Source organism: Pseudoalteromonas sp. HM-SA03, assembly GCF_002289345.1.
Lineage (GTDB): Bacteria > Pseudomonadota > Gammaproteobacteria > Enterobacterales > Alteromonadaceae > Pseudoalteromonas.
On sequence record NZ_NSDG01000020.1, the window covers coordinates 1 to 25,155 of the forward strand.

General features: G+C 44.0%; 20 protein-coding genes. 9 read left to right on the forward strand and 11 right to left on the reverse strand.

Translation table 11 applies throughout. From position 1 onward, the window contains the following. Positions 1-137: 137 nt before the first annotated feature. Entirely contained in the window at positions 138-1,646 is a 1,509-nt protein-coding gene (gene gppA / locus CKO50_RS03585; RefSeq protein WP_095727044.1) for a guanosine-5'-triphosphate,3'-diphosphate diphosphatase, read from the reverse strand. Between the two features lie 52 nt (positions 1,647-1,698). After that, positions 1,699-2,979, reverse strand: coding sequence for an ATP-dependent RNA helicase RhlB (gene rhlB / locus CKO50_RS03590; protein ID WP_095727045.1), 1,281 nt, complete (start codon positions 2,977-2,979; stop codon positions 1,699-1,701). A gap of 91 nt (positions 2,980-3,070) precedes the next feature. Here rhlB and trxA point away from each other — a divergent pair, with 91 nt between their 5' ends. The 3 genes from trxA (at position 3,071) to CKO50_RS03610 (ending at position 6,262) form a co-directional block, all read left to right on the forward strand. Continuing rightward, positions 3,071-3,397, forward strand: coding sequence for a thioredoxin TrxA (gene trxA, locus CKO50_RS03595; protein WP_010378172.1), 327 nt, complete (start codon positions 3,071-3,073; stop codon positions 3,395-3,397). 205 nt (positions 3,398-3,602) lie between these two features. Beyond that, positions 3,603-4,862, forward strand: a complete 1,260-nt coding sequence (rho, locus tag CKO50_RS03605; protein ID WP_010604247.1) for a transcription termination factor Rho — start codon at positions 3,603-3,605, stop codon at positions 4,860-4,862. A gap of 137 nt (positions 4,863-4,999) precedes the next feature. Then, complete coding sequence (locus CKO50_RS03610) at positions 5,000-6,262, forward strand: methyl-accepting chemotaxis protein (RefSeq protein ID WP_095727047.1); 1,263 nt, start codon at positions 5,000-5,002, stop codon at positions 6,260-6,262. Here the strand turns inward: CKO50_RS03610 and CKO50_RS03615 are convergent. Next, positions 6,259-9,093, reverse strand: a complete 2,835-nt coding sequence (locus CKO50_RS03615) for a response regulator (protein ID WP_095727048.1) — start codon at positions 9,091-9,093, stop codon at positions 6,259-6,261. The genes CKO50_RS03610 and CKO50_RS03615 overlap by 4 nt on opposite strands. A gap of 71 nt (positions 9,094-9,164) precedes the next feature. Here CKO50_RS03615 and CKO50_RS03620 point away from each other — a divergent pair, with 71 nt between their 5' ends. After that, a complete protein-coding gene (locus CKO50_RS03620; RefSeq protein WP_095727049.1) occupies positions 9,165-9,749 on the forward strand; it encodes a DNA-J related domain-containing protein in 585 nt (194 codons plus the stop codon). Here CKO50_RS03620 and dbpA read toward each other — a convergent pair. Beyond that, positions 9,738-11,120, reverse strand: a complete 1,383-nt coding sequence (gene dbpA, locus CKO50_RS03625) for an ATP-dependent RNA helicase DbpA (protein ID WP_095727050.1) — start codon at positions 11,118-11,120, stop codon at positions 9,738-9,740. The two genes, CKO50_RS03620 and dbpA, sit on opposite strands and share 12 nt — an antisense overlap. A gap of 190 nt (positions 11,121-11,310) precedes the next feature. Between dbpA and CKO50_RS03630 the strand changes: the two genes are divergently transcribed. Both CKO50_RS03630 and CKO50_RS03635 read left to right on the forward strand, forming a co-directional pair. Then, entirely contained in the window at positions 11,311-12,705 is a 1,395-nt protein-coding gene (locus CKO50_RS03630; protein ID WP_095727051.1) for a M20/M25/M40 family metallo-hydrolase, read from the forward strand. Between the two features lie 89 nt (positions 12,706-12,794). Next, a complete protein-coding gene (locus CKO50_RS03635) occupies positions 12,795-13,565 on the forward strand; it encodes a tetratricopeptide repeat protein (RefSeq protein WP_095727052.1) in 771 nt (256 codons plus the stop codon). Here CKO50_RS03635 and CKO50_RS03640 read toward each other — a convergent pair. Continuing rightward, positions 13,562-15,424 (reverse strand): bifunctional diguanylate cyclase/phosphodiesterase, encoded by a 1,863-nt coding sequence (locus CKO50_RS03640; RefSeq protein ID WP_255229419.1) that lies wholly within the window; start codon positions 15,422-15,424, stop codon positions 13,562-13,564. The two genes, CKO50_RS03635 and CKO50_RS03640, sit on opposite strands and share 4 nt — an antisense overlap. A gap of 56 nt (positions 15,425-15,480) precedes the next feature. Next, complete coding sequence (locus tag CKO50_RS24440; RefSeq protein ID WP_255229420.1) at positions 15,481-16,173, reverse strand: PAS domain S-box protein; 693 nt, start codon at positions 16,171-16,173, stop codon at positions 15,481-15,483. A 315-nt stretch (positions 16,174-16,488) separates the two neighbouring features. Here CKO50_RS24440 and ubiD point away from each other — a divergent pair, with 315 nt between their 5' ends. The 3 genes from ubiD to CKO50_RS03655 all read left to right on the forward strand — a co-directional run bounded on the left by ubiD (position 16,489) and on the right by CKO50_RS03655 (position 19,562). Next, positions 16,489-17,961: a 4-hydroxy-3-polyprenylbenzoate decarboxylase gene (ubiD, locus tag CKO50_RS03645; RefSeq protein WP_095727053.1), complete on the forward strand. Its 1,473-nt coding sequence runs from the start codon at positions 16,489-16,491 to the stop codon at positions 17,959-17,961. Positions 17,962-18,038: 77 nt separating this feature from the next. Continuing rightward, positions 18,039-18,752, forward strand: coding sequence for an NAD(P)H-flavin reductase (gene fre / locus CKO50_RS03650; protein WP_095727054.1), 714 nt, complete (start codon positions 18,039-18,041; stop codon positions 18,750-18,752). Positions 18,753-19,154: 402 nt separating this feature from the next. Further along, entirely contained in the window at positions 19,155-19,562 is a 408-nt protein-coding gene (locus CKO50_RS03655; RefSeq protein WP_095727098.1) for a CBS domain-containing protein, read from the forward strand. Positions 19,563-19,582: 20 nt separating this feature from the next. Here the strand turns inward: CKO50_RS03655 and add are convergent, their stop codons facing one another. From add to CKO50_RS03680, 5 genes are all read right to left on the reverse strand, one after another. Next, on the reverse strand, positions 19,583-20,578 hold the full coding sequence (gene add, locus CKO50_RS03660; RefSeq protein WP_095727055.1) for an adenosine deaminase: 996 nt from the start codon (positions 20,576-20,578) through the stop codon (positions 19,583-19,585). 132 nt (positions 20,579-20,710) lie between these two features. Then, on the reverse strand, positions 20,711-21,814 hold the full coding sequence (locus CKO50_RS03665) for a heme biosynthesis HemY N-terminal domain-containing protein (protein ID WP_095727056.1): 1,104 nt from the start codon (positions 21,812-21,814) through the stop codon (positions 20,711-20,713). Beyond that, a complete protein-coding gene (locus CKO50_RS03670; protein WP_095727057.1) occupies positions 21,811-23,628 on the reverse strand; it encodes a uroporphyrinogen-III C-methyltransferase in 1,818 nt (605 codons plus the stop codon). Before CKO50_RS03670 ends, CKO50_RS03665 begins: the two co-directional genes overlap by 4 nt. Beyond that, a complete protein-coding gene (gene hemC, locus CKO50_RS03675; RefSeq protein ID WP_095727058.1) occupies positions 23,629-24,567 on the reverse strand; it encodes a hydroxymethylbilane synthase in 939 nt (312 codons plus the stop codon). 103 nt (positions 24,568-24,670) lie between these two features. Beyond that, on the reverse strand, positions 24,671-25,155 hold a 485-nt coding region (locus CKO50_RS03680; protein WP_217989644.1), incomplete at its 5' end, for a DUF2914 domain-containing protein.

A 25,155-nucleotide genomic window follows, 5' to 3' on the forward strand; every position in this document is an offset into this window, starting at 1 on the left:
TGTCAGTGGGGTCGCATTATAGGGCGATCCGATTTTAGTGCAACCCTTTTTTTAAAGAAAATTGCGAAAAACAGATCGTTTGGATAGAAATCACCCTAAGACGGTTATTTTTGCATGTTTTACAAACAAAAAGAGCGCTAAACGCGCTCTATTTTTAATTCCCAACCGAATTTTGATTGATAAGCGGCTTCTTGAACGAGCTCCGCTAACATCAACGGATGAAGAGATAGCCAAGGATCGGGCATTTGCATAGTCAGGGACTTTTTCTCTTCATTGTTGGCTTGAACTGTTACTTTAGGTAGAACATCATCTTTTCTACGCATAGATAGCAAAACACCAAGTCGAACTACGACGCACAACAGCTTAGCGTACTCAAAGTGACAACCTAATCGATCAAAATCTTTGGCAACAAGGTCGGCTCTGTGATTTTTAACGATAGCAACGATAATATCTTTTTGCGCTTTGCTATATCCAGGCATTGAAGTATTCGCCAATATATAACCGCTGTGTCTATGGTACTGTTTATAGTCGATCAGCAAGCCTATTTCATGAAGAGATGCGATTGCCTTTGCCAAGTGAAGACTCGCTTGTTCATCCAAACTCCAGCTTGATGACACTTGGGCAATAATATCAGACACCACTTCGTATACTCGCAGCGCCTGCTCGGTATCAACATGATAACGCTGAGTGAAACCATCCAATGTGCGCTGACAGATATCAACAGCCTGAAAATCAGGGATCATACTATAAAGTACACCCTCACGAAGTGCACCACCGGCAAGACCCATAGATTGAATATCCAATGACTTGAATAGTGCAATCAAAATTGCAAGGCCCGATACAAAGACCAAGCGGCGTTCTTCAATTAACCCAGGTAAAGTTAACGCAGCCACTGTTTCACATTCAATTGCTTTAAGTTTTACTTCTTCCAACTTGTTTAGCGTCAGTTGTTCATTCTCGCCCAGTGCAGCGAAAATTTCCTGAATGGCTTGCACAGTACCTGACGCACCAATGGCTAACTCCCAGCCAAGCTTTTTATATTTGGCTTGAATAGGCTGTATTACCTGCTTCGCAGCTTGCTCTGCAGCGTCAAAGTTTTCGAGACTTAATAGGCCGTCGCTGAAATATCTATCGAGATAAGTCACACAGCCCATATTTAAGCTTTTATATAGTAAGGCATCAAAGCCTTTTCCGATCACGACTTCGGTACTCGCACCACCGATATCAATAACAAGTTGCTTACCTTGACAGGCAGATGTGTGAGCGACACCTTTGTAAATCGTTTTAGCTTCCACTTCTCCACTGATCACATTTACCTGATGATTAAGGATCTGTTCCGCTTTTTCGATAAATGTGTGAGCGTTAATAGCCAAACGCAATGTCGCCGTCGCGACAATACTGACGTTTTGCTTGGGAATATCTTGTAAGCGCTCAGCAAACAATGCAAGGCATTCCCATCCTCTTTGCATCGCCTCAAGCGACAATTCATTTTGGTCATTAAGCCCAGATGCCAGCCGCACCTTCCTTTTCACACGGCCGATTGTGTGAATACCGCCTGCCATATGTTTCGCTATCAACATATGAAAGCTGTTAGAACCTAAGTCTATTACAGCGTAAATATCTTCCTTCGAAGCAGTCTTTGCCACTTTTTAAACCTCAACAAATCGCTTTAAGCGCTTACTACTTTACTATCCAAGTTTACTTGGATTGTGGTTTTCTATAGCCACCTGTTCGGCGACCACCACCACGTTGCTTGTTACCACTATTACCATGGCCTGAATGACGACGTTTATTTACTTGAGGCGCACGCAAGTCAGTTAATAGTGCTGTTTTATCATAATGAGAAACAGGAATTGCATGCTCTATGTATTCCTCTATCTCATGTAAATTATAGGCGTATTGCTCGCACGCGAAACTAATCGCATGTCCAGATGCACCCGCTCGACCTGTACGACCAATGCGGTGAACGTAGTCTTCTCTGTCATCCGGCAAGTCAAAGTTGAACACATGACTTACTTCAGGAATATGTAAACCACGTGCAGCAACATCAGTCGCAACCAGTAAATCAACATCGCCACGCGTAAACTGCGCTAAAATTGACTGGCGTTTCTTTTGATTCACGTCTCCAGTAAGCAAGCCTGCACGGTGACCATCTGCCTTCAGCCACGCATATACGTTTTCGCAGCTGTGCTTGGTATTAGCAAAAATGATTGCCTTCTCTGGCCACTCTTCCTCAATCAAAGTCAGCAGTAAAGGTATTTTGTCCTCTGTTGACGGGTGAAATAGCTCTTCTTGAATACGTTTGCCCGTTTTAACATCCGGCTCGATTTGTACATGAATAGGATTGGTCATGTGTTCGAATGCTAGCTCTTGCACTCTGTATGACAGCGTTGCAGAGAATAATAGATTTAATCGCTCTTCACGACCTGGCATACGATTGAACAAATAACGAATGTCTTTGATAAAACCTAAATCAAACATTCGGTCTGCTTCATCTAGCACAACCACTTCGATATCATTGAGGTTATAAGCACCCTGCTTATAAAAATCGATTAAACGCCCAGTCGTTCCGATTAGTATATCCGCGCCTTTTTCCAGTTGAGCCCGTTGTTTTTCGTAATCTTCGCCACCATATACAAGGGCAAGCTTAAGATCACAACGTGGCGCAATGACTTGCGCGTCCTTATGTATTTGGATAGCCAACTCTCGAGTCGGTGCCATAATAATTGCACGAGGTTGCGTTTTTTTATCCTTTTTAGTCTGCAATAGGCGATGACAGGTCGCGGTCAAAAACGCAAGAGTTTTGCCCGTACCAGTTTGTGCCTGGCCCGCGATATCGCGGCCTTCACAGATGTAAGGTATACACTTTGCTTGGATTGGCGTACAAAATTCGAAGCCATTTTCCCGTAAACCGGCGACCACTTCCGGTGCTAAAGCAAAGTCGTTGAATGTTTTATTGGTCAAATGTGTCTTAGTCATAGCAATAAAGCATAACGTTTAAACTTGCAATAAGAAACAAGAGTGTTTAAATACGCATTAAATATTTCGCCTAATTCTAACGGAGAGCGTAATGAGCGACAAAATTATCCAACTAACTGATGACAGCTTTGAAGCTGACGTAATCAAATCTGACAAGCCTGTACTAGTAGATTTCTGGGCAGAATGGTGTGGCCCTTGTAAGATGATTGCGCCTATCCTTGATGAAGTTGCAGAATCACACGGTGACCGCGTAGCGATCGGCAAACTGAATATTGACCAAAACGCAGGAACTCCACCTAAGTACGGTATCCGTGGTATTCCAACACTATTACTGTTTAAAGATGGTGCAGTAGCCGCAACCAAAGTTGGTGCTCTATCTAAGACTCAACTTGTTGAGTTCCTAGAAAACAACCTGTAATTCAGGCTGTTACATACTCTGCGGCATCACTGCCGCAGTTGTAGACCTGATCTATATCATTTTTAATAGAATAAAATTTGTATAAACACTGGACGACCTGACGCCTAGCTGCTAACTTATAAAGCCACAAACCTTTAAGCTTTATCAAATCAACCTCTCTCGTGAAACCAACGAGAATGACAACTGTAATAAAGAACCCACCAATATGCATTTACGCGAATTAAAAGACAAGTCAATCAATGAACTTGTAAAACTTGCTGAGTCCATGGGACTTGAAAACGTAGCTCGTTTAAGAAAACAAGATATTATCTTTGCTATTTTGAAAGCGCACGCGAAAAGCGGCGAAAATATATACGGCGGCGGTGTTTTAGAAATTTTACAAGATGGCTTCGGCTTTTTACGTTCTTCAGAAGCATCTTACCTAGCTGGTCCTGATGATATTTATGTTTCTCCGAGCCAGATTAGACGTTTCAGCCTGCGTACCGGTGATACCATCAGTGGTTTAATCAGACCACCAAAAGATGGCGAAAGATACTTTGCATTATTGAAAGTTAATGAAGTTAACTTCGATAAGCCTGAAAACTCTCGTACCAAAATCCTATTCGAAAACCTAACGCCTATTCATGCTAATGAGCGTATGGTAATGGAACGCGGTAACGGTAGTACAGAAGATATTACCGCTCGAGTATTAGACCTTGCTTCTCCAATTGGTAAAGGTCAGCGTGCACTTATCGTTGCACCACCAAAAGCGGGTAAGACAATGTTGCTTCAAAACATTGCTCAGTCCATCACATACAACAACCCAGATGCAACATTGATGGTACTACTAATCGATGAACGTCCGGAAGAAGTAACTGAGATGCAACGCCTTGTTCAAGGTGAAGTTATTGCCTCTACGTTTGATGAACCTGCCAACCGCCACGTTCAAGTAGCAGAAATGGTAATCGAAAAAGCAAAACGCTTAGTTGAGCATAAGAAGGATGTTATTATTCTACTTGACTCAATCACACGTCTTGCGCGAGCATACAACACGGTTATTCCTTCCTCAGGTAAAGTATTAACTGGTGGTGTTGATGCCAATGCACTTCACAAACCTAAGCGCTTCTTTGGTGCTGCGCGTAATGTTGAGGAAGGCGGAAGCTTAACCATCATCGCAACGGCACTTATCGATACCGGCTCTAAGATGGATGAAGTTATCTACGAAGAGTTTAAAGGTACGGGTAACATGGAACTACACCTAAACCGTAAGATTGCGGAAAAACGTGTATTCCCAGCTATCGACTTCAACCGCTCTGGTACTCGTCGTGAAGAACTACTAACGAAGACTGATGAGCTTCAAAAGATGTGGATCTTGCGTAAGATTGTGCATGAAATGAGTGAGATCGATGCCATGGAATTCCTTATTGATAAGCTTTCCATGAGCAAAACAAACGATGAGTTTTTCGACTCAATGCGTCGTAAGTAAGTAGACTCTAAGTCTAATTTTTGAAAAGCCAGCTTATGCTGGCTTTTTGCTTTTCAGGTTCGCCAACTGCCTGTTTTTGTTCTATACCTATCTAGTGAATTTAAACCGTATTTGTATAATGAACCAAGGGACTTAGAATGAAGCCGAGTCGTATTATTGTCGCAGTCACACTGTTTAATCTGGCTTCTGTAGCACTTGCAATTACCTTTATTTCTTCAGATACAGCAAAAATGGCTGTTGCCGTTAGCGCATTAACACTGGGAGCATTATTGCAATCCTTATGTTTTAAAAAAGCTTCTTCCGCTGAAAAACACATGGAACATTTGGTCCGTAATTTTATCAGTGACAATGGTGTCGACCTAACATATCGTTTTAACGAACAAGATAAAAATATTCCTAAGCCCTGCCTACTAATGAATGATTGCTTCGCCGTTATAGAACATATAATTAGTGAAGTATACGCCTCTTCTTCTCGACTTCACCCAATGGCGGATAGTTTAAGAGATACCTATGCATCCATGACACAAAAAGCAACACTGCAGCACACTCATGGTGAATACTTAGCTACCTCGATACAATCTATGTTAGAGATTTCCGCACGTTTAGATACTAGCTTAGAGCAGATCTACACGTCTGTAGAGAATGCTACAACGGCAGTGAAACAGACCCGATTAGACACAGATAAAAGCCAAGAAAGCCTGCTAACACTTGCAGATAACATCAAAAAAACCAGTGAACAAATAGAATTACTCAAAACCGACAGCAATGAAATTAGTTCTGTGCTTGAAGTCATTAATGGTATTGCAGAGCAAACCAACTTACTTGCACTGAATGCCGCAATAGAGGCCGCACGAGCGGGCGAGTTAGGACGAGGTTTTGCCGTCGTTGCTGACGAAGTGCGTAATCTGGCAGCACGAACGAGTCAATCTACCAAGGAAGTAAGCCAAGTCATTAGAAAGATACAATCCGGTACAGATTCTGTTCATGCACTGATGCAAACGGCACTAAAGGAAACAGATAACACGGTAAAATTAAGCGAAGCTTCTACAAAAGAAGTGGATGAAATCGAAAACGCGATGCTTTTTATCAACAAAATGTCTCATGATATTCATCAACAAGTTGGGGAGCAGAAGCAAGCCTCTGACGCAGCTCAAGAAAGTATAGAGTCCATGGTACACCTGAATTCAGATGCCCTTTCAAGTACAAGAATACAGGCCGTCTCCAATCGTGACCTCATCGCACTATCGCAAAGTATTCATGCAAAGTTATCCATGTTTAAGATTTCAGATTACACGCCTGAACTCAATACCAGAAAAGACAGCTCCCGGGTATCTATCAGTGATGATGAGCAACCTGATAATCTAAAGGTGGGTGATTTCGACGACATAGAGCTATTTTAGAAGGCTAATGATTCTTGAGATTTTAGCTGATCACACATTGCTAAAAACAGAGATTGAAATTGATCTTCGCCTCCTTGCTTTAATGCTTTCTCAAACTCTATTGCTATGCTTGCGAGCTCTGGAAATTCAAACATAGATGCTGCCCCTGCCAGTTTATGGCAAATAGTCTGAAGTGTGATCAGGTCTTTGTTTTGCCATGCGTCAATCAGCAAGTAGCGCTCTTGCTCAAAAGTGCTTGCGAAACTATCTCGCAAATCCGATAAATCAATATTAAGTTCATACGCTTTGCCATCAGACTCAAAGTTTAAGTGTGCATTCAATACAGCTAATAATTCATTTTTATTAATCGGCTTGCCAATGTGACCATTGAATCCTGAGTCAATATATGATTTTACTTCTTCCATTAGCACATTAGCGGTTAACGCGTATATTGGACCAGAGTATCCCGCTGAGCGAATTATCCGAAGTGCCTCAACTCCATCCATTCTTGGCATTTGAATGTCCATAAGCACCAAATCAGGAAAGTCACTAAGGCACTGTTCAACCGCTCGAGCACCATTTTCGGCTACAATAACCGTCGCCCCCGTTCGCTCAATCATGCGAGAGAATAGCTGCCGATTCTCTGGGTGATCTTCCACAACCAGCACCGTACCCGAGAGTAAAGGTTGCTTAGATTGCGGCTCTTGAATTTCGGCAATGGCCGTATTGAGGTAAACGGTACAAGGTACACTGAAGGAGAACACACTACCATGATCGACAACACTTTGAACTTTGATTTCACCATTCATCATGTGAGCAAGCTGACTCGACAAACTTAACCCCAGCCCAGAACCACCAAAGCGCCTTGTTATACTGTTGTCAGCTTGTTGGAAATTATCAAAAATTCGACCTATTTGCTGCTCAGTCATACCAATACCGGTGTCCTTCACCACAAACTGTAAACCATGGTGCGTTTCAGATACCTCCAATTCGATACGGCCTTTTTCAGTAAACTTTAGAGCATTACTTAACAAGTTTATCAGTATTTGTTTTACTCGAATGTAATCCAAACGTACATAAGCATTAGCCCTTACCTGATCACAGACGATAAACTCTAATTGCTTACTCTGTATATTCTGTTGAAACATGTCACATAAGTCAGCAAGTAAGCTGCTTACCGAAAATTCAGTTGCTTCTAGCTCTAATCGCTCGGCTTCGATTCGACTTAAATCCAAAATATCATTGACGAGATCGCGTAAATGCAACCCTTGATTATAAATAGTTCTGACCGATGCTTGTGCCTGAGCATTTAAATCTTGTTCGACCAACAAGTCTTCTGCATGTCCCAGCACCGTAGTAAGTGGCGTTCTGATTTCATGACTCATGTTTGCCAGAAATTGACTTTTCACTTGATTAGCCGCTTTTAACTCATCCGCTTTTTGCTGAAGCTCAGATGTTCTCAACGCTACTTTTTGGCTTAACTCTAGTTTTGCTCTTTGCTCAATCTTACGTCGATAGAGTGCGAAAGTTGTCAGTAAGGTTAATAACGCGATGATAACACCCAACAATTGTAATTGGCTGCGCTGTTCCTCTTTCAGTAACTGTAATTTTTGTTCTTGCTTGAGCACTTCGACTTCTCGAGAAAGCTCACTAGCCTCATACTTAGCACGATAGTCATTAATCCGTTTCAGCATGTCATCATTCATCAAGCGGTTTTGCGCTTCCAAATTTTGTGAGTCATAATCTCTAGCGCGCTTAATATTTCCTTGTGCGGCCTCAATCAGCGCTAACAAACGAAGTGCCATACGCTCTCTTTTTTGCTCATGCATAACTCGACTGGCCGCTAAACTTTGTTCTGCATTAGTCAGGGCTTCTGTCAATCGCCCTTGAGCAAAGAAGATTTGTGCTAAGGTGAACTGAGCTTCCATGAGGTTAGCAGGATTCTGAGCCTTTTCGGCATAATAGAGCGCAAAGTTTGCTTCTTTTTCGGCTAGTTCTAATTGGTTTTGTGAATAGCTCAGTAAAGCAAGATTGCCATATTCAAATGACAAGTGGCGGACGTCATTCTGCGCTTCATAATAAGCAATTGCTGCTTGGTATGACGCTTTGGCAAGCGCGGGGCGTTTAGTCTCAGTGTATAGCACACCAAGATCTGCCTGAGCTAGCGCAACACCATATTCATCGTTTAACTCGACGAATGCGTTTAGGGCCTCATGGAGCATTTCTTCCGCTTTGTCATAGACACCTTGACGAATATAAACGCCCGATATATTCAGTAAAATATCGGCATGATCTTGAGTATCGCCAAACTCTTGGTAAAGCTCATCTGCTTTTAAATAATTATGCAATGCCAAGTCAAGTGTGAAGCTATTAAAATACGCTAACCCTAAATTACTATGTAAATTAGCCATTTCAATGGGGACATTACGTTGCTCAGCTAACGCTAATGCCCGTGAGTAAAACTCAATTGCCTGTTGATAATGACCAAGGTAAAAGTAGCAGATCCCTTGAACCTTCACCGCTGTAAAATGGTTGTCACTCAGTCTGTCTGATTGCGTTATCAACTCTAACTGATTGAGAAAAACGAGTGCATCTTTGAATTGATTTTGTTTATAAGCCGACTTACCTAGGCTAAGCAAAAGCTCTATTTTTCTTGTCTTTCCTAGGTTTTGCTCCGTGAGCAACTCAGTGCCCAGTATTTTTTGTTGCTGCCAATTGGTGATTTGTTCCACCTCTGAGATCCGCTCAGCAAGGGTACTACCATTTAGCGTAGCGTTAACTTGAAAACAGCAGGAGAAACACAGACTACAGGCAAACACAGACCAGGGCTTTAGTAGCCTAGATAAATTCATTGTTGCTCTCCATTGCTTATCATTTAGTCTGCGTGGTAGTGTGAAGATACACCAAGACTAAAGAGGCGACAATGTTCAATCCGCTAACAGATGTTATTTTTAGACTAATTTGTCAGAATCAATCCTTGAAAGTACACACCATTGCCACTGTACTGTTGGAACAGCAGCAACTACCTCGCCTTGATGAAGATGAAAATAAAAATCTCTTCAAGCGTAACTTCCTGATCATGAATGCCTTGTATCAACTTCAGCAAGAAGTATTCGCTGAAGGCCAATACCTGCATGTTGAAGCGCTCAATATTTATCTGTCACCCCAATTAGGTGGGCACCAATTAGCATTAGATGATCCACTCAGAAGTTACTATTTGGACTGGCAGCATTACGAAACCAGTAGTGAAGAAGTGAGTGCTATGTTGGATAACTTTTGGCAGCGCTTTGCATTCAATGGCGCTCGCCAGCGAATTGATATCAAGCCTGACGAATTAAACGCGATTAAAACACGCTGGCGACTACCTAGCGGTTATGATCGCAGGATGTTAAGCCAATGTTGGAGAAAACAAGCGCTGACTCACCACCCAGACAAGTCAGGTGATGAGGAGACTTTCAAACGCTTAATGAATGAGTATGAGATACTTAAGCAGGCCTTAAGCTCGTAGGGCTTTATAGCGCTTATTTTTAATTTTGCTATTGTTCAGCTTACGTAGTGCAGGCTTTACTGCCTCGCGTTTTACAGCCACGAATGTTTGCACATCATATATATTGATTTTACCAATTTGTTTAAAGCTAATGCCCTCTTCACCAGTCAAGCTGCCAACGATATCTCCTTTGCGAAGCTTTTGTTGCTTCCCACCTTCAATCATGAGGGTCACCATATTCGACTTATAGGCTGGTTTTTCGAGCAGTGAATGACCTGGCAGCGTGCCATGTTTTAGTTCTTGACCATATATTTCCGCTAACTGCTTTATTTTGAAGGCTTCTTTTTCTCCATAAAGAGATACAGAGATACCTTTGTGTTCACCCCGACCCGTCCGACCAACACGATGAATATGTGTCTGTGGCTCAAGCGCCAAATGATAGTTAACCACAAGCTCGACTTCCTCAACATCGAGTCCTCGAGCAGCAACGTCAGTGGCAACTAAGATATTGGCACTCTTATTGGCAAAAGTGAGCAATGACCACTCACGTTCACCTTGATCTAAATCGCCATGTAACTCGACACAAGCAAGTCCGGTTTGACATAATTCTTCGAATAGTCGCTTAGTCTCAGCCTTGGTATTACAAAAAACGATACAGCTTTGCGGCTGGTGCTGCATTAACAGCACTCTCAGTGCATTAAAGCGCATTTTATTGTTGTCTAATTTATAAAAGGTTTGCTTAATGCTGTGGTGTGCTTGTTCTTCTTTCGCTTCAACAAACTCTGGCTCACGCATATATTGCTTCGCCAGTTTCATGATCTTGTCTGGGTAAGTCGCACTAAACATTAGTGTTTGTCGAACTTCAGGAACATACACTAGAATGCTTTCTAGCGTTTCAGTAAAGCCCATATCCAACATCTGATCGGCTTCGTCGAATACCACAGTCTGCGTTTCAGTCAGCATGAGTGAGCCATTAAAAACATGCTCTTCAACCCGACCAGGTGTACCAACAACTATATGCGCACCGTGTTGTAACGCTCGAGTTTGAGGTTCAATTGGCACTCCTCCGCAGAGTGTTTGCACTTTGACATTACCAATTAAAGCCGCAACTTTTCTGATCTCTTGTGCGACTTGATCAGCCAATTCTCTCGTTGGACATAACACCAAAGCTTGAACATCATTGCACTCGGGCTGCAACTTATTTAGCAGCGCAAGCGAAAACACCAGTGTTTTACCAGATCCGGTTTTCCCTTTCACGACTAAATCTCGTCCAGTCAGCGCCGGCGCTAAACTCACAGATTGTACTGCCGTTGGCACCATGTAGTTAAGATCTACAAGGCGCTGAGCAAGCGCTTGGTTTAGAGGTAATTGAGAAAATGAAGTGATCGACACAGTGCTTTCCTATTCGCTATCTTAATCGCGTATTTTATACCAAATGTGTAAATTCGCTAACCGCTTTACCCTATTATTCCAAGATAAAGCGCCCTAGATTGTGGATGAATTTTCCTCATCGCAATACACGGACTTACATCACAATTTATGCTTTAATCGCTCGGTAACTCCATTTTTACCAAGGATTATCATGAAGTTTAAATCACTATTGGCATTTGGTTTATTAAGCGCAGGTTTGAGTACAGCACTGCAAGCCGAAGAATTTACTACACAACAACTAGAACAAGTTAAACAAGTTAGAGAAGCCGCAAGCCACAGCAACCTAAGCTGGCAACTACTAGAATCCCTCACCACAGAAGTAGGCCCACGCTTACCAGGTACCGAAAATGATAAAAAAGCGGTAGCTTGGGCAAAGAAACAACTTGAGCAATTAGGCTTTGACAAAGTCTGGCTTGAGGAAGCGACCTTTCCTGAATGGCGCCGCTACCATGAGTCTGCAAAAATACTGATACCGAGCGAACAACCACTGCACCTTACTGCGCTCGGTAACAGTGTCAGTACACCAAAAGATGGCTTAAGTGGCGAAGTCGTGTTGTTTGAGACCCTCGATGAGCTGATTGCCGCGCCAGACAATAGCTTAAAAGGTAAAATAGCTTTTATTAATTACCGCATGAACCGAGATATTGATGGTAACGGCTATGGTCCAGCAGTAAGAGCTCGTAATAGCGGCGCCGTAGAAGCGGCTAAAAAAGGCGCTATCGCTTATATGATGCGCTCAGTCAGCACCAGCCACCACCGCTTCGCGCACACCGGCGGCAGTCACTATAAAGCGGGCGTGACAAAAATCCCGTCCACTGCAGTTGCGAACCCAGATGCGGATCAGCTAGCACGCCTTATCAACTCAGGTCATGCCGTTAAAGTCGCGCTAAATATTCAAACCGAGGACTTAGGTGAAGGAACCAGTTATAACGTCATCGGTGAATTCACGGGCACCGAATTTCCAGAGCAATATGTCTTGATTGGTGGTCACTTAGACTCTTGGGATCTGGGTACTGGTGCACTCGATGATGGCGCTGGTGTTGCATTAACGATGGCAGCAGCAAAGCACATTGCCGATATAAAACGCCCTAAACGTAGTGTCCGCGTAGTCCTATTTGCAGCAGAAGAACTCGGTCTTTGGGGAGCAAAAGCTTATTTTAAAAAGCATCAGGCAGAATTAGACCGCATCGTAGCCGCATCCGAGTCCGATTTTGGTGCAGATGTAGTGTATGCATTTGAATCAAACGTAAATGCCGCTTCCTTACCGGTTGTGCGTGAGATTGCAAAGCAATTGGCGCCACTTGGCGTTACTTATATTGGCAAGAATAGCGCACATGGTGGTCCTGACTTAATTCCGCTGAAAAATGCCACATCAGCACCAATCTTCGCTTTACACCAAGATGGCACGGATTATTTTGATTATCACCACACAGCTGATGACACGCTTGATAAAGTCGATCCGGCAAAATTAAAGCAAAATACCGCGGCATACGCTGTATTTGCCTTAATGGCAGCCGATGCCAAAACGAAGATGGCAGGGAAATAAAATCTTACACTTATGGGGACAAGTACACTTGTCCCCTACACTCAAGTTGCCTACCTTAGACATACCCACACCTAACGAACTAATAGTATATGGAAATCAAAAGCGTATTTTTTTCCTTTTACGACACAATATTCAATTTTATCAGTAAATATAAAATTGCCGTGTCGGCACTGATTGTGGTCACTATTGCACTTTACTTTTATAACCAACATCAACAACAAATCGCTAGTTATCAAACATACTTAGCATCCCCACAAATCGATGACCTGATTATTTTTGACGCTGGCAAAAACACTGGGCAAGTTTATGATCCTGCTTATCAGATATTACAAATTACTGAGCTGACAGATGACAACATTGAAGTGAAGGAAAGTGCCTACACTTATCGAACAATGCGTAACATCACCCGAGATATCCGTGTCAGCATGCTAATGACCGATCATTATTTTAAGCCACAAAGGCTGACGCTAGAAAAAAACAATCTATTAGGCTTACTTGACGATGAAACCATAGTCTCCGTATACAGGCCCGTAGGGATCCATGTACTTGGCGGCGTTGTTAGACAAAGATTTAAAAAGCCGAAGCCACTATATAATGGACCTAAGATCTCTGCACAGAACCAAGAAGCAATTCACGCTTACAGCCAAGGAAACTTTGAAGAAGCAAAAACGGGATTTGCAGCGGCAGCTAAAACCGGCAACCCTTGGGCACAATATAACTATGGGACAATGCTTCGCGACGGTGAAGGCGGTGCAAAAGATATCAAAAAAGCGATCCACTGGCTTAAACTTGCCGCAGAGCAAGGTAATCATAAAGCACAAACAGCCCTGACTAAGTTATGCCAAGATCATCCATGTTAACTATGACTTTGCTTGTGATACTGCATGGTTAGAACATTTGCTTCAAACTCTTGCTGTGCCACCGGTTTAGAATGGAAATAGCCTTGTGTCATATCACACAGTAAATTCTTTAAAAACATGCATTGTGCCGGGGTTTCAACCCCTTCCGCAATGACCCTTAAATTCAATTTATGCGCCATCAAAATAATCGCACTGACGAGCGCTTTATCTTCTTCATCTTCAGGTAAATCACGAATAAAAGTTCTATCAATTTTCAATTTAGACAACGGGAAGCGTTTGAGGTAACTCAACGACGAATATCCAGTACCAAAGTCGTCAATCGCCAGTTCCACGCCCATTTCTCTTAATGCTTTTAATTGTGACAATATTTTGTCTGAGTTTTCAACCAATACCGATTCTGTGATTTCCAATGTCAGATATTTTGCTTCCAGTTTGGTATCTCTAAGTACTTTTCTTACCAGCTCGACCATATCTTGGCGTTTAAACTGAATACTAGAAACATTAACTGCAATAAATAAGGGCCTACCGTAGTTGTCTTGCCAGGCTTTAATTTGAGAACAAGCGTGATACAGTACCCACTCTCCAATGGGTAAGATAAGCCCTAGTTCCTCGCAAACAGGAATAAACTGCTCTGGGGAGACATGACCTAGCAACTCACTTTTCCATCTTAACAACACCTCGCAGCCAACGAGGTCGCCGCTGCCAAGCTGTGAAAAAATAGGCTGGTACACCAGTGATAATTCTCGATTAGAAAGTGCTTTATGCAAAGCACTTTCTAACACGCTACGCGCTTTGGCATGTTGATGCATCGCTGAAGTATAGAATTGAAAACAGTCGCGACCATGTTCCTTGGCTTTATACATTGCACTGTCGGCGTTACGTAGCAAGATTTTTCGATCGGTGCCGTCATCTGGGTAAAGCGTGATCCCCATACTACCGGATACATAAGCTTCGTGCCCTTCCAAATGAAAGGGGTTGGCTAACGCACGTAAAACTTTCGTCGCAACCAGCTCTAAATCGCTGATAGAACTTATATCTTGTAGCAATAACGCAAATTCATCCCCACCTAATCTTGCAACGGTATCAGAGCTGCGCACGCACTCATTAATACGGTTTGCTGCTTCTTTGAGTAGCAGGTCACCAATATGGTGCCCAAGCGTGTCATTCACTGCTTTAAAGCGGTCAAGATCGATAAAACAAATTGCAAAGCGCTCTTCTAGCTGAGCTGCTCGTTTTAACGCTAAATCAAATTTAACGTGATAATGATGGCGGTTTGCAAGACCCGTCAAACTATCAAAGTTAGCTTGCTGCCACATCAACTGTTCATTACGTTTTCTCGAGGTAATATCGCTGAATAGGGCTACATACATATCAATTTCCCGAGCTTCATTAAATACTGCGGATACCTGCAGCCAACTCGGATAAATTTCACCATTTTTGCGCTTGTTCCAAATCTCTCCTTCCCAATGACCTCTGTTAACCAAGTCACCATATAACGCGTTGAAAAAGCGCTCATCGTGACGTCCAGAATTCAGGATTGCTGGCGTTTCCCCAATCACTTCATCCATGCCAAAGCCTGTAATTTCGCTAAATGCACGATTTACCATTTGGATTTGATTGTGTTTGTCGGAGACCAACACGCCTTCAGTGGTTGTCGCAAATACCGTACTTGCCAAGCGCTGTTCTCTTTCGTTCTCAAGCTCTTCCGTAATATCCTGAATAACATAGATAAAACCAAGCTTTGCTTGCGTTTCGCTTACTACTGGGGCACAAGAAACCCGAACGTTGCGATAGCCAAAACGCGCATCAAGTTGGCACTCAAGCGTGCCTTCCGTTAGCAGCTTTTCACTATCAAGCACATCAAATAAGGTATAAATAGATTTTGATTTTAACGCTTCTAAACTATCAAAATCCTTTAATACTGAACCATTGCGGCTTCAATGTGATGAGTTTCATCCGTAAACACCAGATATGCTTTAATACTATCAAAAATGGCACTAAGTTTCGCACCTTGGTCTTGTGCTCGCTGATTGGAGCGCCTAAGCCTTACCAAAACGGTCATCAATACCGCCATAGATAGAATAAGCACAGCAATTACCGCAGTTAACAAAATGACCTGTACCATATTGGCTTGCTTGATTTTTTCAGTCTGCAGCATGACCTGTTGTTCAAGATTGGCTTGATAATGCCAAAGATCTTGCTGTAGCTTACGCTGCTCACTCATATCTTGAATGATAGAAAGTAACCTAGGCTTGCCATCGCTATCTTCAAATGGTGTCGAGTGAACACTTACTGTTTTCACACTACCGTCTGCGATTTGATGTTGGAAGATAAAATAATTACGGCCTTCATTTAGCGCTGCTTGACGCTCGTTGGCAACCTGCTCAGTGGTAAATAAGTTGATATCTTGAATGACTTTTGATTCTAGTACCGCCTCGCTATAACCATAAAATGCGGCAGCTGCCTTATTGGCATCCAAAATTTTTCCAGACGTGGGCTCGATGATCAACATCACCGCGCTATGATTAGAAAAAGTATAATATGGTAACTCGTTAGCTGGTGCTGAAATACAAAACAGCAACAGCAGCCCCCCGAGCAATTTTGACATCAACTTCAAACTCAGACCCCTCAGGATATCGTTTTATGCAACCGCGGCGACTATAGCGCAAAGGGTATGTGAGCTACATCGAAAGTCGATTTTGCTTGTTTCATATCAAAACAACCCAACACACACATCTTTTTACAACAATTTATACACCTGCTCTGGCGTACTGACAAGCCGATAAGTTCTGAAAGTGTAGTCTATTTCGCAATAGTGTAGACGCAAAAGCAGGTAACTAAACCTTTTCACCATCCCATCCGTACAGCTAGGAAAAATATGCCTAGTTGATATACTAGGCCAAACTCAACTCATAGTGCGCCGATGAAATACCAAGACTTACGAGATTTTATAGCCCAGCTTGAAAAGCAAGGAGAACTTGTTCGCGTCAAGCAGCCCATTTCCACCAAACTAGAAATGACTGAAATTGCAGACCGAACACTGCGAGCAGGTGGACCCGCTATCCTATTTGAAAACCCTGTTGGATATGACATTCCGGTACTGGCTAACCTATTTGGCACACCAAAGCGCGTCGCAATGGGGATGGGACAAAGCGATGTCAGTGAACTAAGAGAAGTCGGCAAGTTACTCGCTTTTTTAAAAGAACCCGATCCACCGAAGGGAATTAAAGAAGCCATTGGCCAGCTACCGGTCTTCAAACAAGTATTGAATATGCCAGCCAAAGAAGTGAAAAAAGCCCCATGCCAAGAAGTCGTATTGAGCGGTGATGAGATTGATCTCACTAAACTACCTATTCAACATTGCTGGCCAGGTGATGCCGCACCTTTAATCACGTGGGGGTTAACGGTAACCAAAGGTCCTTATAAAAAGCGTCAGAACTTAGGAATTTATCGTCAGCAGCTGTTGGGTAAAAACAAAATTATTATGCGCTGGCTATCACATCGTGGCGGCGCGCTTGATTTTCAGGAGTGGTGCAAAGAGCATCCGGGCGAGCCGTATCCGGTATCTGTTGCACTTGGCGCTGATCCGGCGACGATTTTAGGAGCGGTAACTCCGGTTCCAGATACCTTGAGCGAATATGCATTTGCTGGTCTACTACGAGGTAGTAAGACGCAGGTCGTTAAATCTATTTCTAACGAGCTGCAAGTACCTGCGAGTGCCGAAATCGTCTTAGAAGGATATATTCAACCGGGCGAGCTCGCGCCAGAAGGCCCGTATGGCGATCACACCGGCTACTACAATGAAGTTGACGACTTCCCTGTAATGACTGTCACTCATATGACGCATCGCAAAGATCCTATTTATCACAGCACTTATACGGGCCGCCCGCCTGATGAGCCAGCTATTCTTGGTGTTGCGCTCAACGAAGTATTCGTGCCGATTTTACAAAAGCAATTTCCGGAAATCGTCGATTTTTACCTTCCACCAGAAGGCTGCTCATACCGCATGGCGGTCGTCACCATGAAAAAGCAGTATCCGGGTCATGCTAAACGCGTGATGATGGGCGTATGGTCTTTCCTTAGACAATTTATGTACACCAAGTTTGTCATTGTTTGTGATGATGATGTAAATGCTCGCGACTGGAATGATGTGATTTGGGCGATAACAACACGTATGGATCCCGCAAGAGACACCACCTTAGTTGAAAGCACGCCTATTGATTATCTCGATTTTGCTTCCCCTGTGTCCGGACTTGGTTCTAAAATGGGTATGGACGCAACCAACAAGTGGCCGGGTGAGACCGACCGTGAATGGGGCGAGCCTATCGTTATGGATCCCGAGGTTAAACAACGCGTTGACGAAATTTGGGATACCCTAGGGATCACCATCAAATGACATATATCATCTAACATTGTGCACTCAGCTATGCTAGAGTGCACAGACTTTAGCCACGTGCTTAATAAAGGTAACACATGCAAGTATTAGCAGCAGAGGTTGTCTCAATTACACCTCTTACGGAATTTGTTCACAAAGTTATATTAAAACCTGAAGAAGCGGTGCAATTCGAAGCCGGCCAGTATCTGCAATTGGTACTTGGTGAAAAAGACAAACGTGCTTTCTCGATTGCCAGCAGCCCTTCAAAAACAGAGCAGTTAGAGTTACATATCGGTGCTTCTGGCGCAGACTCTTATGCCATGCAATCACTAGATCACCTACGTAACGCTTTTGATACAAAGCAAACCGTTACATTAGAAGTTGGCCTTGGCGTATCTCAGATCCGTGTTGATCAAGCGCGTCCACTAGTTCTACTTGCCGGCGGCACTGGGTTTTCTTATGTCAAATCTATGGCCGATCACTTGGCTGAAACAGGTTACGACCAACCTGTTTTATTTTATTGGGGTGTAAAAGAAGAATCTGCGCTATATGCAAAAGCGGAGATGGAAGCTTGGGCTGCCTCAAATAAACACTTTCAGTTTATTCCTGTGGTAGAAAATGCCAGTGAAGCATGGCAAGGCCATCGTGGTTTCGTTCATCAGGCTGTGATGAAAGATATCGTTTCTTTAGAGCCGTACAGCATTTATATGGCAGGCCGCTTTGACATGATTGGCATTGTGCGTGATGACTTTATCAATCATGGTGCTGAGCGCGACTTTATGTACGCCGACGCTTTTGCGTTTATTAAGTAACCTGAGCTGCGGATAATTAATGCCTTTCTAGCAGCCAGTTTTAGCGCTAACTGCGTTGAATTCACTTCCAATAGCCAGCTATTGGTGCGTAAATTCTCCTTGCCTACAGGATGTAGGTACCTTAGCGAGAGCAGGACGCGGAAGCGGTGTTTTCCCTAAAACTCTCTGGCTAGACAAGGAAAAAACTAAGTTGTGCTTTAGAAACAATGAGTTGGAACATTCCTTATCCAAACCTCAGGTTAAGTAACTTAAGACAAGTTATTTAATAGCAATTTATCTAATGTGTGGCAGGTGTTTAGTCACACATTGGAAAAACAGAACGAACCAATCAAAACAATCCATTTTACCAAAGCAGTCTCACCCGCTACTCTCATATTACACACAAACACCGCGAGAAATATGATGAGTAAACTCTATGTTCGTGACATCATGTCACCCGATTTCCCACAGTTAACCGCCGAGACCGAACTAACCGACGCGATTAGTTTGCTACAAAAGCATCATTTAATTGGTGCGCCAGTGATAGATGCACAGCGTCATCTTGTTGGATTTATCTCAGAGCAACTGCTACTCAAGCCTTTGCTTAATTCCAGCTACTTTTGTGATGGTAAAGTACAGCTGAGAGATTTACTGGCAACGCCAGCCCTCAGTATCGAAGCTGCAACAACCGTTGTCGACCTTGCACAACGTATGCAGCAAAACAGTCCTAAGGTTTATCCCGTACTCAATGAAGGCAAAGTGATTGGAATTGTGACACGCAGCCAAGTCGTTGCGGCGCTAAAAGAGAGTTATCTTAGCTGTGCGGGGTGATCCCACACAGCAATTTCAACCTACACTTTCTTTGCAAGCAACGCTTTTTTATCAGCTTCGCTTAAAAAGGCAATCTCAACCGCATTGCGCTGCGCTTTATGGATATCACTCAAATCTAAACCTGCCGCCGCAGCTGCATGGCTATACTCGTTGTCCAACTCGATACCTTGAACCGCAGGGTCATCGGTATTGATGGTTGCCAATACACCATGATCTAAAAATGCTTTCAATGGATGCGTGGTTAAACTTTCGACAGTACTTGTTTGGATATTACTGGTTAGGCAAGACTCGATCCCGATACGATTATCACGTAAATAGTCCATCAGAGCTGGGTCATGGATTGCTTTAACTCCGTGACCGATACGTGTTGCACCAAGTTCTTTAATGGCTTGCCAGATACTTACCGCGCCCTCAGCTTCGCCAGCATGTACCGTCACACCAAGGTAAGCATCGTGAACCTGCTTATAATGTTCAATAAACAGCTCGCCTGGGAAGCCCAGCTCGTCACCCGCGAGGTCAATCGCAACCAACTGCTCTTTAAAGGCAAGTAGCGCGTCTAGCTCATATTGGCATTTCTCAACACCAAATGTGCGTGACATAATCCCGATCAGGTTAACTTTAATGTCTTGACCCTTGACTGCACTTTGTACACCGTCAACTACGGCTTCAACAACACCCTGCGGGTGTAGATTATGGGTTTTTGCCATGTAGTAAGGGCTAAACCTTAGCTCAGTGTAATCAATACCTTGTGCCACTGCGTCAGCAACATTTTCAATCGCAATGCGGCGACAAGCATCGTAGTCACCTAGTACCTTTACACCCCAATCTAGTTTTTCAAGAAACGCCATTAAATTGGGTGCATTGTCCAACACTTGAACATATGGGCGTAGACCTTCAAGATCCATTGCCGGTAAATCCATATTAAACTGCTGGCCAAGTTCTAAAATCGTTGTAGCACGAACGTTACCATCTAAGTGGCGATGTAAATCTAATAGTGGAAGTGTGTTATTGATCATAAGAGACTCGATTTGCAGTTAAAATTTTTGGGATCATACGCACCTAAACCAAGATAGCAAGGACATATGTCAGAATTGAGTATAGCTAACTTTAATGCAAAAAAGCCTGCACATTGCTGCACAGGCTTTTCGTTACGATTTTGCGATTAAATACGCTTTCTCGTAGGTATGCATTTTTTCGTAGGCGAGCTGAGCTTGCTTACTCCAGCGCGCTTCCCAAGGGTTTGCGCTTAAGGAATCAAAGATCTTCGCTGCAAGCTCATAATCCCCCTCAGCATTGCAAAGGCAAGCTAATGAGAACAGCAACTCCTTGTCATCTGGATGTTTTTTCAATTGCTGCTGCAGTGCTAACTTGAGTTCATTACTACTTTGCGTGCTGTGTTGCAGATAGTCCGCTAACTGGTGATACTGACCTTGTTTGAGCAGCTTCTTGAGCTCACCCAACACTTCCGCTATGCGCCCCTGTTGCAGCTTTACCTTATTAAGGGCTGGTATTGCATGCGCTTTTACTGCCTTAGGTAGCATATTGAACAAAGTGTCTGCTTGCTCTGGGGCTATCACAAACATGCGCTCGAACACACTCTGCCACTGTGTATCACTCCAGTTAAGCTTTTTATGCCACTTCACGATTTGTGCAGCAGCCAGCTCGGGTTGCTTAGCCTGTAGGCAAGCTAAAATGTAACCGCTAAGCACCGCTGAAGTTGGTTTAGCCGCAGACATTTTATCATCAAGTAAAGCCAACGCCTGTTCACTATTATTTGCCTCTAGCCATAGTGCCGCAAGCTGTCCTTGGTTGTCATCCGATATTGCTTCTAGCTCTGTATTCGCTTTGACAACGTCTCCTTGCTTTAACGCCGCTTTGGCTGCGATGGCACGTACATAGTCTTGGCGTTCATCCGGCTGCGGCATTTTCGTCAACAAGGTTGCGGCTTGTTCCACTTCGCCGTTAATAAATAGCCACAAACTTTCGTTCCATGCTTGTTGCGCTTTTAGTTTACGCTTTCTGGAAAAATGACCTTTCGTATTGACTATGCGATGCCACGACCAACGCACTACCTTACCCAACAACACGAAAGCTGTGATGGCAAGCAACAGCAAGATAGTGAAAGACACTATGCTGCCTTCAATCGTGGTTTGATTGAAAGAGATCAACACATAGCCTCTCTCATCAATGAGCAAATGACTGGCGGCTAGCGCGATAAAAATAAGCGCGAAGGTGATGATTTTTGCCATCATTTTAGCCACCCTTTTACTGCTGCTGGGGTGGCAAGTTCAATCGACTCTTGGCGCTGAACTTCACTGCGGCTCAGCTTGTTTAAAGCCTGCTGCATCGCGTTCACAGGCGCGTGTTGCGTATCAAAATAACGCGCCAACGTGTCGGCTGCACTATCAAGCGCACTGAAGTAAATGCTCGCCTGTTGATCCATTAATGCGGTTTGTGCTTGGGTTAAATAAGCACGCAGCTGCGTGCGTATAAGCAGCTGCTCGTTTTTATCTAGCAGTGGGTCTATCACCACTTCATCATGGTGACGTATGGTAATAAAGTCATCAACCAATCCCTGCCAAGAGCGCTTTAAGTTCGCTTGCCAATCATCAACCTGTTGCGACAACGCAGCATCTTCACTCGCTGCCTTTTGCGGAATTTGCTTGGTTTTGATCGTTAGCGTATCAACTTGAGACAATAAACCATGAAGCTCAAAGTAAAGTGACTCCGTTTGTGGCTGAGGCAAGGCCTTCAAAGCCGCAATATCTTTAGCAATCGCCTGCTTAACAGCAGCCGTGTTGGACTCAGACTCTAAGCTCTCTTGCAAGCGCTGCAGAATAGCGATTGCGCCAAGATAATCTTGCTCTGCCGCCACCTTAAATGCAGCAAGGCGCTGTAAATACAATGCCTCAGAGGCCACTGCACCGCTTACTTGCTGCTGCGCCTTGGCAAGCGTCTGCGTTAGCTGGGTTTCCACATGTTGTTGTTGCTCAGCCAATCGCTTTGCGACATTGTCTTGTAGCGAATCAAGCACATTTTCTACTCGTTGAAGTTGCGACTTAGCGCTACTCAGCTGCGTGTTTAATAGCTGATTTTCAGCGTTAATCGCTTGGTTAGCTAGCAATGCTTGTTGCAACTGTTGTTGCTGTTGCAAATAAACATAGCCAGCACCAGCACCACTACCCAGTGCCACTAATAATGCAAGGAGCGCAACCTTACTCACACCAACCTTCGCGTGATGTGGCGTTACGGTTTGCTCTGCTGCTTTTGCAGCTTGCTGGGTATTTGTATTCTTTGTTTGCGATTCAGACTGAGTCATTTTGCGCCCTTGCTGCTTGGTATAGTCGATGATACTCCCTGCGATGGCACGATTATCAGGGCCATGACATACCACAATTTGAGACTGTTCGATGTTATAGGATTGCTGTACATGCTCAGCAATACGTTGGCTCACAACAAAGAAAGTGCGCTGAGCCAACCAATCTTTACTTGCTGACGACTGCGTATTAAAAATCGCATCCGCTGCACTATTACTGGTAATGACTATACCTTCAATCTGCTGGCTTCGCCAGTGGTCTAACCAGCCATCTGCATTGTCTTTTACGGCAATTCGTTCATAAACCACCAGACTGTCAAGGATGGCCCCCCGCGCTTTTAAGGTTTGTGCAATGACGGGGCGCCCACCTTTCCCTTTGACCAACAACACACGCTTGCCCTCAACAGAGGACAGCTGCGGGAGTGCAAGCAAGCCTTCGGAATCAGGTTGTTTAGGATATTTAGCCTTGATATTTAGGGTCTGCTGGATAGCATCGGCCGTGCCTTCGCCAACAGCAAAAGCTCCGCAATGCCCGGCTAATGGCACTTCTAATTGGTGAAAGTATCGCACCGCATCCGGCGAGACAAAAAGAGCTAACTCGGCTTCGCTTATCATTGCTTTGGCGGTGTCACTCACTGCCACTTCGTTAAGCTGCAATACTGGGCAAATCACTGAGCTAATTTGCTGCTGTGTCAGTAACTCAGATAAAGGCTCTGATTTGCCAACGGGTCGAGTTAGCACAACTTTCATTTAAGCGTCCCTATAAACCTCAGCAAGAATTTTATCTGCACCTTGCGCAAGTAAGGATTCTGCCAATTGAATTCCAAGTTGCTCAGCCTCTGCAACCGTACCAGAGCATTCGCCGCGCAAGATTTCACTGCCATTGACAGCCCCCACTAAGCCGCGCAAGTGCACCTGATCGCCCGAGACTTCGGCGTAAGCACCGATTGGAACCTGACATCCTCCTTCCAAACGGCGGTTCATTGCCCGCTCGGCAAGTACACGAATACGTGTATCAGTGTGCTCCAGTGGTGCGAGGAATGCTTTGGTTTGAGCATCATCGCTACGACATTCAATGCCGACAGCGCCTTGACCATTGGCCGGTAATGAATCTTCAGGTTCAATATAACTTGCGATTCTATCCACCATTTCTAAACGGATAAGTCCCGCCGCGGCCAAAATAATGGCATCAAATTCCCCTGCATCTAGCTTGGCTAGGCGAGTATTCACATTACCACGTAAGTCTTTAATGATTAAGTCCGGACGAGCCGCTCGAATTTGACATTGGCGACGCAGGCTTGAGGTGCCAACCACAGCGCCTTCAGGCAGCTCTGCAAGTGAGGTATAAGTATTAGACACAAACGCGTCTCTTGGGTCTTCACGTTCGCAAATAGTATGCAGCTCAAGCCCTTCAGGGAAATCAACAGGTACATCTTTCATTGAATGCACTGCAATATCTGCGCGCCCTTCTAACATGGCCTGCTCAAGCTCTTTAACGAACAACCCTTTACCGCCAATTTTTGCCAGTGGCGTATCTAAGATCTTGTCGCCTTTCGTCGACATCGGCACGAGCTCTACTTTTAGATTCGCATGGTGTTTTTCAAGCTCTGCCTTCACAAATTCGGCTTGCCATAGCGCCAAAGCACTTTTGCGCGTTGCAATACGTAATATGGAAACTTGTTCTGTCATGATTTGCCTTTCATTTATTGCAGCGTTATTGCCGCTGCAAAGAGTTAACTATGTGGTGATGGCAGTCGGTCTCGTGCTGCCATACACAATACTGCGAGTAAGATTATTGCTGACTATTATCCACAATGCGGAACGTCTTTTGGGCAAGCAGTTGCCCAGACTGCGTCACCACCTCAACACGCCAATCTCCGGTTTGACTTGGCATGACGTTCTTACTTGAATAAGTACGATAGCGCGCAGCTTGGATAGGAAGCTCCACTTCTGCCATCAGCTCGTCTTGATGAAACCACAAATGCGACACCACTTGATCTTTAAGCGCGTGTACTTCAGTAAAAAAGTAAAGCTTGTCACTAAACTGAGTGGTCGCAATCACGTCTTTCAACACGTTCGTTGGTTCCCGGTCGTCAATCAGAGTAGTGAGTACAGCGCGGCTTATAAATTGCGTGTCTATTTTTGCCCCTAGCGCGACACTGGCTATGCGCGCTTCAGCATCAAATTGATTTTTAGCTTCAGCCCTTGTTTCTGTTTCTGTTTCTGTTTCTGTTTCTGTTTCTGTTTCTGTTTCTGTTTCTGTTTCTGTTTCTGTTT

What these genes read in the sequence shown, in the direction of transcription:
- trxA (WP_010378172.1), top strand. Translation starts at nt 3,071, where the DNA reads ATGAGCGACAAAATTATCCAACTAACTGATGACAGCTTTGAAGCTGAC.
- CKO50_RS03670 (WP_095727057.1), bottom strand. Translation starts at nt 23,628, where the DNA reads ATGAAAGTTGTGCTAACTCGACCCGTTGGCAAATCAGAGCCTTTATCT.
- add (WP_095727055.1), bottom strand. Translation starts at nt 20,578, where the DNA reads ATGATCAATAACACACTTCCACTATTAGATTTACATCGCCACTTAGAT.
- CKO50_RS03620 (WP_095727049.1), top strand. Translation starts at nt 9,165, where the DNA reads ATGTTCAATCCGCTAACAGATGTTATTTTTAGACTAATTTGTCAGAAT.
- CKO50_RS03615 (WP_095727048.1), bottom strand. Translation starts at nt 9,093, where the DNA reads ATGAATTTATCTAGGCTACTAAAGCCCTGGTCTGTGTTTGCCTGTAGT.
- CKO50_RS24440 (WP_255229420.1), bottom strand. Translation starts at nt 16,173, where the DNA reads ATGTCAAAATTGCTCGGGGGGCTGCTGTTGCTGTTTTGTATTTCAGCA.
- CKO50_RS03610 (WP_095727047.1), top strand. Translation starts at nt 5,000, where the DNA reads ATGAAGCCGAGTCGTATTATTGTCGCAGTCACACTGTTTAATCTGGCT.
- rhlB (WP_095727045.1), bottom strand. Translation starts at nt 2,979, where the DNA reads ATGACTAAGACACATTTGACCAATAAAACATTCAACGACTTTGCTTTA.
- CKO50_RS03655 (WP_095727098.1), top strand. Translation starts at nt 19,155, where the DNA reads ATGAGTAAACTCTATGTTCGTGACATCATGTCACCCGATTTCCCACAG.
- hemC (WP_095727058.1), bottom strand. Translation starts at nt 24,567, where the DNA reads ATGACAGAACAAGTTTCCATATTACGTATTGCAACGCGCAAAAGTGCT.
- CKO50_RS03630 (WP_095727051.1), top strand. Translation starts at nt 11,311, where the DNA reads ATGAAGTTTAAATCACTATTGGCATTTGGTTTATTAAGCGCAGGTTTG.
- fre (WP_095727054.1), top strand. Translation starts at nt 18,039, where the DNA reads ATGCAAGTATTAGCAGCAGAGGTTGTCTCAATTACACCTCTTACGGAA.
- CKO50_RS03635 (WP_095727052.1), top strand. Translation starts at nt 12,795, where the DNA reads ATGGAAATCAAAAGCGTATTTTTTTCCTTTTACGACACAATATTCAAT.
- ubiD (WP_095727053.1), top strand. Translation starts at nt 16,489, where the DNA reads ATGAAATACCAAGACTTACGAGATTTTATAGCCCAGCTTGAAAAGCAA.
- CKO50_RS03665 (WP_095727056.1), bottom strand. Translation starts at nt 21,814, where the DNA reads ATGATGGCAAAAATCATCACCTTCGCGCTTATTTTTATCGCGCTAGCC.
- rho (WP_010604247.1), top strand. Translation starts at nt 3,603, where the DNA reads ATGCATTTACGCGAATTAAAAGACAAGTCAATCAATGAACTTGTAAAA.